This is a genomic window from Magnetococcales bacterium (assembly GCA_015228935.1).
Taxonomy (GTDB): Bacteria; Pseudomonadota; Magnetococcia; order Magnetococcales; family DC0425bin3; genus HA3dbin3.
The window spans coordinates 1-11,680 of the sequence record JADGCO010000116.1 but is presented as its reverse complement, the minus strand read 5'-3'; the positions used below and the strand labels follow the sequence as shown (position 1 = coordinate 11,680).

Annotated in this window: 10 protein-coding genes and 1 pseudogene; 4 read left to right on the top strand and 7 right to left on the bottom strand. The window is 54.9% G+C overall.

Annotation, left to right across the window (positions count from 1 at the left end; all coding sequences use genetic code 11):
* The first annotated feature begins 317 nt into the window (after positions 1–317).
* From rph to HQL65_18265, 4 genes are all read left to right on the top strand, one after another.
* Entirely contained in the window at positions 318–1,052 is a 735-nt protein-coding gene (gene rph, locus HQL65_18280; GenBank protein ID MBF0138184.1) for a ribonuclease PH, read from the top strand.
* A 17-nt stretch (positions 1,053–1,069) separates the two neighbouring features.
* Entirely contained in the window at positions 1,070–2,230 is a 1,161-nt protein-coding gene (hemW, locus tag HQL65_18275) for a radical SAM family heme chaperone HemW (GenBank protein MBF0138183.1), read from the top strand.
* A 184-nt stretch (positions 2,231–2,414) separates the two neighbouring features.
* The gene (locus tag HQL65_18270) at positions 2,415–3,167 is read left to right on the top strand and encodes a 50S ribosome-binding GTPase (protein MBF0138182.1); all 753 of its coding nucleotides are present in this window, start codon (positions 2,415–2,417) and stop codon (positions 3,165–3,167) included.
* A gap of 6 nt (positions 3,168–3,173) precedes the next feature.
* A complete protein-coding gene (locus HQL65_18265; protein ID MBF0138181.1) occupies positions 3,174–3,689 on the top strand; it encodes a hypothetical protein in 516 nt (171 codons plus the stop codon).
* Between the two features lie 246 nt (positions 3,690–3,935).
* Here the strand turns inward: HQL65_18265 and HQL65_18260 are convergent, their stop codons facing one another.
* The 7 genes and pseudogenes from HQL65_18260 to HQL65_18230 form a co-directional block, all read right to left on the bottom strand.
* Complete coding sequence (locus HQL65_18260; GenBank protein MBF0138180.1) at positions 3,936–4,631, bottom strand: hypothetical protein; 696 nt, start codon at positions 4,629–4,631, stop codon at positions 3,936–3,938.
* Between the two features lie 206 nt (positions 4,632–4,837).
* Positions 4,838–5,050, bottom strand: coding sequence for a hypothetical protein (locus HQL65_18255; protein ID MBF0138179.1), 213 nt, complete (start codon positions 5,048–5,050; stop codon positions 4,838–4,840).
* A gap of 494 nt (positions 5,051–5,544) precedes the next feature.
* The gene (gene priA / locus HQL65_18250) at positions 5,545–7,977 is read right to left on the bottom strand and encodes a primosomal protein N' (GenBank protein MBF0138178.1); all 2,433 of its coding nucleotides are present in this window, start codon (positions 7,975–7,977) and stop codon (positions 5,545–5,547) included.
* An 11-nt stretch (positions 7,978–7,988) separates the two neighbouring features.
* A complete protein-coding gene (locus tag HQL65_18245; protein ID MBF0138177.1) occupies positions 7,989–9,098 on the bottom strand; it encodes a DegT/DnrJ/EryC1/StrS family aminotransferase in 1,110 nt (369 codons plus the stop codon).
* Between the two features lie 16 nt (positions 9,099–9,114).
* Positions 9,115–9,918, bottom strand: coding sequence for a diaminopimelate epimerase (locus HQL65_18240; GenBank protein ID MBF0138176.1), 804 nt, complete (start codon positions 9,916–9,918; stop codon positions 9,115–9,117).
* A gap of 74 nt (positions 9,919–9,992) precedes the next feature.
* The gene (gene lysA / locus HQL65_18235) at positions 9,993–11,261 is read right to left on the bottom strand and encodes a diaminopimelate decarboxylase (GenBank protein ID MBF0138175.1); all 1,269 of its coding nucleotides are present in this window, start codon (positions 11,259–11,261) and stop codon (positions 9,993–9,995) included.
* Between the two features lie 81 nt (positions 11,262–11,342).
* Positions 11,343–11,462: pseudogene (locus HQL65_18230) on the bottom strand (lipoprotein).
* Positions 11,463–11,680: the final 218 nt, after the last annotated feature.

Here is an 11,680-nt window from a genome sequence, read left to right as displayed (position 1 = left end):
CTCCTGGCGGGGTTTGGGGCGGAGCCCCAATAAAATCTTTCTTTCCAATTTTTTTATTCGAGAGTTCATGGACAGCCTCTGAGAGGTATCGTACCTTCCCCATCACTTTTCCGTCTTTCCTGGAATCTTGAACTGTGCCTGTTTTCCTTTTTTTAAATGATCCTGAACAGTGCCTGCTGAGAAAAAAAAATTGAAAAATGATTTTTATTGGGGCTTCGCCCCAAACCCCACTGGGGCCTTGCCCCAGACCCCACTGGGGGATGAATCCCCCAGACCCCCTCTTTTTTTCAATTTGTTTTTTTTAAGGAATATCCATCATGACCCGATCTCATGACCGCCGTTCCAATCAATTGCGACCAGTCACCATCACCCGCTCCTATATCAAACACGCCGAAGGGTCCTGTCTGATCACCTGCGGGGATACCCAGGTCATTTGTACCGCCACCGTGGAAGAGTCCCAACCCCGCTGGATGCGCCAACAACACCCCGAACGCGGCTGGATCACTGCCGAATACGGCATGCTGCCCCGCTCCACCCATGAACGGACCGTGCGTGAATCCAGTCGTGGCAAACAGGGGGGACGCACCCTCGAAATCCAGCGTCTCATCGGTCGCTCCATGCGCTCGGTGGTCAATCTGGACCTGCTTGGCAAACGCACCATCTGGATCGACTGTGACGTGATCCAGGCCGATGGTGGTACCCGTACCGCCTCCATCACCGGGGCCTTTGTCGCCCTCATGGATGCCTGCCGCACCCTCCAGAAACGCCAAAAATTGACGACATTGCCCATCCAGGATTTTGTGGCCGCCGTCAGTTGCGGCATCCTGAAAGGCCAGCCGCTCCTGGACCTGGATTATCCGGAAGACTCCACCTGCGAAACCGACTGCAATTTTGTCATGACCAGTTCCGGAAGTTTCGTCGAAATCCAGGGCACCGCCGAAGCGGCCCCCTTTACCCGCGACCAGTTCAACGCCATGGCCAACCTGGCTGAAGAGGGCATCCGGCAATTGATTACCATCCAACAAAAAGTTTTATTGGAAACATCCCTTTAGCCAGGCCCGGTCCGGGAATGCTCCTGCCCCCGCTTGCCCTGTACCTGCACATTCCTTTTTGCACCCGCAAATGTCCATACTGTGATTTTCACTCCGACGCTGTCGCCTTGCCGCCGGAGGAATCCTATGTTGCGGCCCTGGTGCAGGAGCTGCGCCTTTGGCGGCACCGTCTGGTGCAGGATTCCCGCCCCTTGCAGTCCATATTCATCGGTGGGGGGACGCCTTCGCTGTTTTCGGCCACCGGCATCACCACCATTCTGGATACCATTCGTTCCCTTTGGTCCCTGCTTCCCGCTGCTGAAATCACCCTGGAAGCCAATCCGGATTCCGTCACTTTGGCGCGTTTGGAGGGGTATCGTGCTGCCGGCGTCAACCGCCTGAGCTTGGGAATCCAGGCCTTGACCGCCGACCGGCTGGCTCTCCTGGGGCGCATCCATACGGCAGATGCAGCCCGCACGGCCATACGCACCGCCCGGGCCGCTGGATTTGGCAACCTGGGACTGGATTTGATCTATGCCACCCCCGGCCAGACTCCGGCAGATTGGCAACTTGAGTTGACCGAAGCCCTGACCTGGAACCCGGAACACCTCTCTTGCTACACCTTGACCATGGAACCCGGCACCCCCTTTACCACCCGGTATTTTGCCGCTGCGTTGCCGGAGGATATATCCCTGGAAATGTTCCAATACACGCACGCCACCCTGGCCCGCCTGGGCTGGTCCCCCTACGAAATCAGCAACTTTGCCAAACCGGGATACCATTCCCGGCACAATTGTAATTACTGGGAGTTTGGCGACCATATCGGCATCGGGGCTGCGGCACATGGCAAGCTGACATCCATTGATGGGAGCCATTTCAGCCGCCGCCGCACCGCCAATCACCCTAACGTCACCACCTACCTGCAATCCCTCCAGGAAAACCACCTCCCCCTGCTCCTGGACGCCATCCAATCCCCAGACGAAGCCGCCGCCGATGCCCTGATCATGGGCCTGCGACAAGGCATCGGCCTGGATCGACACCTGTACCGAACGATCAAAGGGGTGGATATTGTTACAGAAAAACAGGCTCGTCTGGCCCATTTCCGTGCTGCCGGCTGGGTGGAGGAGTCACCGGAACGCCTCTTTTTGACCTCACAAGGATTGCCATTGGCGGATTCGATCATGGCTGATTTGCTGTAAATGCGGGATCATGCCATGCCGTGTCCACATTGAAATATATGCTTCTCTTTTGCCCTTTTCCAACTATCCTCTTGGCAGCACCGACATGACGATGCTAGCATGACCGGGTCTGGATATTGACGATAGCATGTCAGATTCTGGTCCGTGATCGTCACCTATGGTCCATTTTGGTATCAATAATCTGATGCTGCCTTTGCTGGTTTTAATTCATTACCTTGGCAAAGGCAATACCAACATCGTGATCACGGGACGAATGGCAGTAGGTAAATCTCTTTTGCATGATCGCATGAGAAGAGCCACCGAATATCTGGAGTATGAAATCCCTGAAACATCTCGTAATATTGAAAGTTCTGTCCTGACTGTTGGAGGTTGGGGAACCGTTGTTCGTGTCATTCCTGGTCAAGGCATTCAGGAGCGTGACCTCGGCCTTCACGAGGCGTTCAGCAAGCATGATAATCTCGACGGAGTTATTTACGTTGTTGATTGGGGATATACTCAACCAAGAGATGAGATTACATCCAATTATCTGCTTGAATCTGGATACGATTCGATAGATCGATTGCGTGAATTTAACTTAAAAAAGGAGCTTGAGGATTTTTCATATATCTGTCAACGGATAAAAGAAAGCCATTCAAGATGTAAGCATCCGCGATGGATTTTAATTGCTGTAAATAAATCAGACCTTTTTATTAATGATCTTGACGAAGCAAAAAAATATTATCATCCAGCACTGTCAAGCCCTTTTACTGAAATACTGAACCGTTTGCTCTTCAACATAGGGACTTCGAATATATCATGTGATACTGTGCCTGTTTCTTCTTGGGATGTGGACTTTTCCTGGAATGGGCAAACTATTAAATCTAACATTGGCGGAACGAATAATTCTCGAGCTTTGATTAAAAATTTTATGGAAACTGTCGCTAAAATATCCAAGTGAGATAAGATGGCAATGGATGACAAACCAGTTAATATTCACAATGAAACAAATATCAACGAAATCGAAAAGCTGGTCGATTTCGTTGAAGATACATCAAGACAAATTTACAATTTAGAAAAAGAAATTGTAAGATCAAGGGTGTTTATTGCTATTGGTGCTATTGTATTTTATATTATATTTTCAGCGACATTTTTATCAATTAAAGAATTTGGATTAACTAAAATTTTTGGTTATTTTTTTGTTCCTGCACTTTTAATTTTTGCTATTAGTGTTATGATTGGCATTTTAGTATTTATAATTCCTCAATTTTATTTTTTAAAATTAAAAAAAAGAGAATTGAAAGTTCAACTATTTGTTGTTGGTGACTTAATTGAAACGGTATCAGGATTGATTGATATGGAAGATGTTCATAAAAAAATGAGCCTAATCTCGATAAAAATACTTAAATCAAGATTACGTCGAATAAAATTTAGCGCTGAAACAGTTGATAGATTCACTATATTTCGAGATTCGGCACCTTGAGATTACCGGATTTGACACTTTGTCGCGTTTAGATGCCTTGATCATCGTTTGGGCCAGCTTGGCTGACAATCCGGTGGTGTCCATTACTGACCTGATGCAATATAACTATTCGAATTTACATGCCTTAATCCTGCATTGCCTCACAAAACGGCACTGGTGAAAGTTCAAGAAAATCAACATGTTTCTGTTTTTCAAAATCGCCCAAGGCCATCGGTCAGGTCATCAATGGACACCACCCGGTATCGCCTATAACGCTGCCTTGTTTGGCTCATCCTTGTCAATCGTGATAATCGGTAATGTTTCCAGGTTATAAAGTTCGATGTGGTAGAGGATCGTGGACAAAAGCAGGATATCAACAGGGATAAAGTTATGACTCATTCCCAGACTTGGTTGACTGTTCGGCAGGTAGCGCAGGGTACGGGAAACCTGAAATGCAAGGTAGATGTGTTGATCGTAGGTATCTGAATTCTTGGGAGTTGGCGGCATTCTGAACCCTGTTTTTCTGAGATCAAGGATTCGATTGGGATCAATCTGCAATTCGCCCTGATCAAACCCTGTAAAGATAAAGGATGCCAAAGTGTTTAATGCGCAATAAAAAGCCAGAATTTCATTGGCGAAATGAGCGCGAGGTGATCCTTTGTCCAATATGTTTGAACGTTTGAGTACACGCACATGGAGAATGGCCGCCGCTACGCATGCCGCGATTTTATGACGATCCATTTTTTTTGGTTTTCCATCATCAGTCTTCATGTGCCCATTGACGCAATTCCATATGGTTACAAAAGCCTCAGAAACTTGTTTTTCGACCCCTTCAGGCAGAATCAAATCTCCCTTTTCACCAGCGACAATCTCCCTGGCTTCCGGAAGAAAACTTTCCATCCAGAGTTTATGGAACCAGCTACTTAATTGATTTTGCTGATCATTGCTTTCTGTGCTTTCCATGAATCTCGTTGCCTTTCCGGGTGTTCAACTCTCTTGTAATGAATTCCCAGCAGGGTAGCTCCAGACAGAGTCAAAATCAACACGACACGATTTTGATTGCAGGTGATTGTATTTTTCTGGCAGATCAACGACGCCAGGGACGAAAAAAAGGGTAGACCGTCTCCAGTCCACCCCTCTTTCTGGTTGTATCTACAACAGACTACAGGTCAAGAAACTCCCGAAGACCGGACGCCTACCCGGCAGGGCTTGACTTTGTACATGTCGATCTCCCGGTTGGAGATTTTTAAAAACTCGTTTTCGAATTCTTCTTTTGTCATCCTCCTGTCCCAATCAGGAGAAGAAGCGATTCCGTCCCGCACCAAACCGATCACATCCGATTCCGGCAGCATGTTCCTGGCACCAGCAACTTTTTCCGCCATTTGGATAACTCCCCTTTCTTCGTCTTGCAGACAGTGTACCCAAGACAGACACCGCCCACGAGTACCACTCCGCCTTGTTTTCCTGGCAAGCGTTGTTCTCGTCTTTACCGTCCTGCATCACGGAAACCTGACAATCAACATCCTTGACCGATCCAGTACCCCAGGATCAAAAATGCATCATCCCAACAGGGGACCGCAAGTTTCATGCCTGACCCGGTGCGAGAGTACCACATGCCAAACGGGTGGGCCACCTTCATTCTCCGACAGATATTTTCAACGCTCTGTATTCAAATAATAAAATTCTCCCATGGGTTTCCATGATAAACTTATTTTTCAGAAAATCAACCTTTCTGTCAAAAAAAAGTGGATCATGTCCTTGCAACGGACAGGGATTCATTTCCGTTTCTTGGCATGGACAGTGACCCTCTTCCGTATACCATTTCACGACGCATCCTGACCAGGAGCCTGAATTCCAGATCATGGGGATTTTCCACTTAAAAAAAGCTGTACGGATCAACATCCACCTCCAGACGGATCCGGGTTCCGCCGGTCAGTTTTCCGGCCTGGGTCAACAACCGTCGGGCTGCGGCATGCAGAGAGCCGGTATCCGTCTCTTTCAACAGGACATGCCACCGAAACCAGCCGCGCAATTTGAACAACGGTGCCGGAGCCGGTCCGAGAATTCTGGCTTCCTGTTCGCCTGCCAGGGTCTCTTTCAGGTGCCGGCGAAACCGTTCCCCTTCCTCCTGGACCGGGGTGGAAAATCGGACCAGGATCAGGCGCCGAAACGGCGGATAGCCCGCCTCCCGCCGAAATTCTTTTTCGGTGGCCACAAAACTGGACAGATCATGGTTGGCCGCTGCCTGTAGGGCGTAGTGGGCCGGATCGTAGGTCTGGATCATCACCCGCCCGGGAATCCTGTCCCGACCGGCCCGACCGGCGACCTGGGTGACGAGCTGGAAGGTCCGTTCGGCGGAACGAAAATCGGGTTGCCATAAACTGGTTTCGGCCAGCACGATTCCCACCAGGGAAAGGTTGGGAAAATGGTGCCCCTTGGCAACCATTTGCGTGCCGACCAGGATTTGAATCGAACCGGTCCGAAAGGCTTCCAGAATCTCTTCCAGGCGTCCGCTGCCGCTGGCCGTGTCCCGATCCAGGCGGGCCACCCGTATGCCCGGAAAAGAGTTTCTGGTCTCTTCTTCGAGTTGTTCCGTGCCAAAACCGAGATGGGCCATGCTCATCTGGCCGCACACCCCGCAAATATCGGTGATGGGGCGCAAATGATCACAGTAATGGCACAACAAACCACCTCGTTGTTTATGCAGGGTCAACGCCACCGAACAGTTGGGACAGGTGATGGCCGCGCCGCAGCGCCGGCATAAAAGGGAAGGGGCATAGCCGCGTCGATTGAGAAACAACAACACCTGCCGCCCGTTGGTCACTTCCTCGGTAATTGCCTGCCGCAACACCCCGCTCAGCAATTGACCGGAGGCCAACGTCTCCCGAACCTGGGGATCCTTGAGATCGACCCTGTGCATGTGCGGCAATGCGGCTCCGGTGGCCCGTTCCGACAAGGTCAGATGGCGATAGCGTCCCCGCTCGACATTGGCCAGGGATTCCAGGGAAGGTGTGGCGCTTCCCAGCACCAGCACCGCCCCCACCTCCCGACTGCGCACCACGGCCATGTCCCGGGCATGATAGGGAACCCCTTCCTCCTGCTTGTAGGAACCGTCATGCTCTTCATCCACCACGACCAGGCCCAGACGGACAAACGGGGCAAAAATGGCACTGCGTGCCCCGATCACCACCCGGGCCTCGCCCCCCTGAATGGCCTGCCAATAGGCGAAACGTTTATTGTCCGGCATGCCGGAGTGGAAAATAGCCAGGGTGTGCTGGAATCGGGCGCGGTAGCGGGCCACGAGTTGCGGGGTCAAGGCAATTTCCGGGACGAGCAGCAAGGCCTGCCGCCCCTGCTGCAAACATCTCTCCACGGCCTGAAAATAAACCTCGGTCTTGCCGCTGCCGGTCACCCCTTCGAGGAGAAACGGGGCATAGATGCCGGCAGCCATGGCCGCCGCCAGTTCCTGAACGCAGGCCACCTGTCCGGCGTTCAATGATGGACCTCGATCCGGGATTGATCCAGGGATGCCGTTCTGTTCCGTTCTACCCTGCCCATTCATTCCATCCTGCCCATTCTGGGCGGTTACTACCCTGACCATGTCGGGCTGGCCTTGGCAATCGGGCGCATCATTGACGGGCTGGCCTTGGCAATCGGGCGCATCATTGACGGGCTGGCCCTGGCAATCGGGCGCGTCATTGACCGGGGAGTAACCGGTTTGGGTGGTCGGCGAGGGGAGGGGGGACGACACTTCTGGAGGAGTGGCACCGGTTCGATGCCGTGGCTGCCAGTTTTCTTCCACGGCAACCAGACCCCGCTCCAGCAATTGCCGCAAGCGTCCCTGCAACCCTGTGCGTCCAAAATTGCGGGCCAGGGTCTCTTCGGTCAGGCCACCCTTGCGGGTTTGCAAGGCCGTGGCCAGGGGGAGCAGGGCCGGGGGCAGATCCCCGGTGACCGGTTTTCCCTGCCAGAGAAAACGCCGCTTGCGGTGAAAGCCCAAATGGCCCGGCAAGGCCGTGGTCACGACACTGCCGATGGGCTGCATGTAATAGCGGGCCAGCCAATCGAGCAGACGGCGCAATTCGGCATTGAGGAACGGTCCCTCGCCCAGAACGTCCAGGAGGGGACGAATCGTTCCCTCCTGCCAGACGGGTGTGTCCGAAAGTTCCCACACCACCCCGACACGGCTGGCAGGACCGACCGGGACCAGGACCAGACAACCCGGCTGGCATGCCGCCTTCAGCGTTGCAGGGACCTCATAGGTAAACAGATTGCGCAGCGGAACCGGCAGGGCCACCTGGGCGAACATGTGCCCCCGCGTCACCTGCCAGCCACGGCTTGCAATACCGTCTGGACGACCAGATCCTGTTGGTCGGAAGTCAGGAAGGGGTGCATGGGCAGCGAGAGAACCTCGCGAGCGGCCCGGACCGCCACCGGAAAGTCGTTCTCCGCATACCCCAGGGCCAGGGGTCCCGTGGCAAAGACCGGCTGGTGATGCAGGGGGATCGGATAATGGACCGCCGTGGGAACTCCGGCGGCTTCGCAGGCCCGGATCACCTGCTCCCGATTATCGACCAGAATGGTAAACTGGGAAAAGACGCTGACATGCCCGGGACGAATCACCGGCAATCGCACCCGCCCGGCCAGCCGCTCCGTATAATAGCGGGCCACCTGTTGTCGCAGATCGATCTCTTTTTCAAAGTGGGGCAGCTTGGCCAGGAGGATGGCGGCCTGAATGGAGTCGAGTCGTCCGTTCATGCCGGGCATGGCGTGACGATAACGGGCCACCTGGCCGTGTTCCCGCACCATGCGCAGCTTGCCGGCCAGATCCGCATCATCCGTAAAGACCATGCCCCCGTCACCATAGCACCCCAGCGGCTTGGCCGGGAAAAAAGAGACCGCTGCCGCTTCGGTCAAACTCCCGGAACGTTGCCCATGACAGGAAGCACCCAGGGATTGACAGGCATCCTCCAGGCAGTGGAGACCATGTTTTTGGGCGATGGCATGGATGGCCGGCATGTTGGCGCACTGGCCATACAGGCTGACCGGAATGATGGCCCGGGTGCGGGGGGTGATCGCCTGTTCCAGCCCGGTCGGGTCGAGATTGAGGGTTTCCGGTTCCACGTCCACAAAGACCGGGCGTGCCCCCAGGATGGCGATCACTTCTGCGGTTGCCACGAAGGTGAAGGGGGTGGTGATGACTTCATCTCCCGGGCCGATGCCCCAGGCCAGCAGGGTGGCGCGCAGGGAGTCTGTTCCGGAAGAGAAGCCCACGGCATGACGGACGCCCACAAACCGGGCCAGCGCCTCTTCCAGGGCGGCCACTTGCGGGCCATTGACATACCGCGAAGAGTCCAGGACACCTTGAATGGCGGTGTTGATCTCTTCCCGGTAGACTTGATACTGGGCTTGCAGATCGATGAATTGCATGGGTGCCAACTCCCTGTCAGGGAGGGATTGCCCTCCCCTGAAAGACTTCGACAGCCGGGCCGGTCATGATCACCCGGTCGTTTTCCTGCCAGTGTATGGTCAGATCGCCGCCATCCAGATGGACCACCACCCGCCGTCCTGTTGCTCCCCGCGCGGCGGCGGCCACGGCAGCCGCACACGCCCCGGTTCCACAGGCAGGGGTGATGCCGGCACCACGTTCCCAGACCCGCATGCGCACCCGCCCACTGTCCAGCACCTGCACGAACTCCACATTGGTTCGCCCGGGAAATGCCGCGTTTTCCGACAATTCTGCGCCGACCCGCTCCAGGGGAACCTCCGCCACATCCGGGCGAAAAACCACAAAGTGGGGATTGCCCATGGAAACCACCACGCCCGGCACCGGCACGGGATTTTCGTGTGGCGACCAGGTCACTGTCAGGGATTTTTCCCCGCCAAATTTTGGCGTTCCCATATCCACCGCGAACAGTTCCGGTGTTTCGCAACGCACCTTGACCAGTCCGGCCCCGGTTTCCAGGGTCAGTTCCGGGTCCAACATACCCCGATGGCGTCGCAGGTACAATCCCACGCAGCGGGCCGCATTGCCGCACATCTCCGCCTGGGAACCGTCGGCATTGTGGATGATCATCCTGGCCTGGGCGCGGCTTTCCCCGGCCACGAGTTCCACCACCTGGTCACACCCCACCCCATACCGGCGATCTGCCAGCCAGGCCATTTGTTGCGGCGTCACTGTGCGCTTTTGTTCCAGATGGTCCAGTACCACAAAATCGTTGCCCAGACCATGCATCTTGGTAAAGATCAGGGGGGCGGGGTGGTCCCCGGAAGGGTTTTCGGCCTTGGAAGTGTCCCCGGTTCTGGGGTGATTTCCGGACAATTTCAAGAGTTCCCCTCCACCGGGAAGAGGATTTCATTGTCCAGCAACTGCTGAATGGTTTCACGCCGGCGCACCACGGAAAACCGGTCGTCGCGCACCATGACTTCGGCTGCCCGCAGGCGGGAGTTGTAGTTGCTGCTCATGGTAAATCCGTAGGCACCGGCAGAACGCACCACGAGCAGGTCTCCTTCCTGGAAATCCGGCAGCAGCCGGTCCCGGGCGAAAAAATCGCCTGATTCGCAGATGGGTCCCACGACATCCGTCACGACCTCTTCCCGGTCAAAGCGGCGCATGACCGGCAGGATGCCATGATAGGCATTGTAGAGCGAGGGGCGCAGCAGATCGTTCATGCCGGCATCGGTGACCACAAACCGTTTTTCCTCGCCGACCTTGACATATTCGACCCGGGCCACCAGCACGCCGGCATTGCCGACGATGGCCCGGCCTGGTTCCAGCACCACGATCAGATTTTCATCCTGGAGTTCTGCCGCCAGGGCCTCGGCCAACTGGGCCGGGGAGGGAGGGGTGTCTTTTTCGCCATAGGGAATTCCCAGACCGCCTCCCATGTCCAGGTAGCGGATGGAGAGGCCCATTTCCCGGAGTTGGGCCAGCAATCCCTTGACCCGGCGCAAGGCTTCCACGAAAGGGGCCAGGTCGGTCAATTGCGAACCGATATGACAATCCAGGCCCACCACGATCACATGTTCCAGACGGGAGGCTTCCTGATACAGGGCGAGTGCCCGGCCATGGGGAATGCCGAATTTGTTGCGTTTGAGACCCGTGGAAATATGGGGATGGGTGCGTGGATTCACATCCGGGTTGATGCGCAACGCCACGGGTGCCCACACGCCCAGGGATTTGGCCACGGCATTGACCCGTTGCAGTTCCGCCTCGCTCTCCACGTTGAGCATGCTGACCCCGTACATCAGGGCCGCCCGGATTTCGGCAGCGCTTTTGCCCACGCCGGAAAAAACGATCCGCTCCGCCGGGCATCCCACCCTTTGTGCGCGTTCGAGTTCGCCTCCCGAAACAATGTCGAGTCCCGCGCCGTGTTGTACCAGGGCCGACAGGACCGCCAGGTTGCTGTTGGCCTTGACCGAATAGCAGATGCGATGCTCCATGCCCCGAAAGGCATCCTGGAATGCCTTGAGATGCCGCAGCAGCGTGCGTTCCGAATAGCAATAAAAAGGGGTTCCCACCAGTTCAGCGATGTGATCCAGGGGGACCTCTTCGCAATGCAGCCGATCCCCCAGATAATGAAAATAATCCATGACGTTTTACCGCAGAGCCTGATTTTTTTCGTTTTTTTCTTCAGGGGCAGGGATCTGTTTCTGGGTGTTTTTCTGGGTCGGCGACCCCTGATCCGCTGTTTTCTGGCCTGGAATGTAGAGATTCCCCTTGTTGCCACAACCGCTGACAAGGACGCAACCCGCCAGCAACCAGACCCACCGCAATCCGTTGGTCCTGGACATGTTCACCCCTTTTTCTCCACTGCGGCTGCATGGTTACCCGTTTGCCGGAAAACAACGCCTTGGCGGGAGAATCTCTCAAACACCCCCTTATTTTCAATGATAAAAAAACAAGACCCTGGGGGATGAATCCCCCAGACGTCCTTTTTGTTTCGTAACTATTCAACCCCCCTATTTTAGTAAACGTTTGAAAAACTGGGAAGGAGGTCCAGGAGGAAGGG

What these genes read in the sequence shown, in the direction of transcription:
- HQL65_18260 (MBF0138180.1), bottom strand. Translation starts at nt 4,631, where the DNA reads ATGGAAAGCACAGAAAGCAATGATCAGCAAAATCAATTAAGTAGCTGG.
- lysA (MBF0138175.1), bottom strand. Translation starts at nt 11,261, where the DNA reads ATGGATTATTTTCATTATCTGGGGGATCGGCTGCATTGCGAAGAGGTC.
- HQL65_18245 (MBF0138177.1), bottom strand. Translation starts at nt 9,098, where the DNA reads ATGCAATTCATCGATCTGCAAGCCCAGTATCAAGTCTACCGGGAAGAG.
- HQL65_18265 (MBF0138181.1), top strand. Translation starts at nt 3,174, where the DNA reads ATGGCAATGGATGACAAACCAGTTAATATTCACAATGAAACAAATATC.
- priA (MBF0138178.1), bottom strand. Translation starts at nt 7,977, where the DNA reads ATGTTCGCCCAGGTGGCCCTGCCGGTTCCGCTGCGCAATCTGTTTACC.
- HQL65_18255 (MBF0138179.1), bottom strand. Translation starts at nt 5,050, where the DNA reads ATGGCGGAAAAAGTTGCTGGTGCCAGGAACATGCTGCCGGAATCGGAT.
- hemW (MBF0138183.1), top strand. Translation starts at nt 1,070, where the DNA reads ATGCTCCTGCCCCCGCTTGCCCTGTACCTGCACATTCCTTTTTGCACC.
- rph (MBF0138184.1), top strand. Translation starts at nt 318, where the DNA reads ATGACCCGATCTCATGACCGCCGTTCCAATCAATTGCGACCAGTCACC.
- HQL65_18270 (MBF0138182.1), top strand. Translation starts at nt 2,415, where the DNA reads ATGCTGCCTTTGCTGGTTTTAATTCATTACCTTGGCAAAGGCAATACC.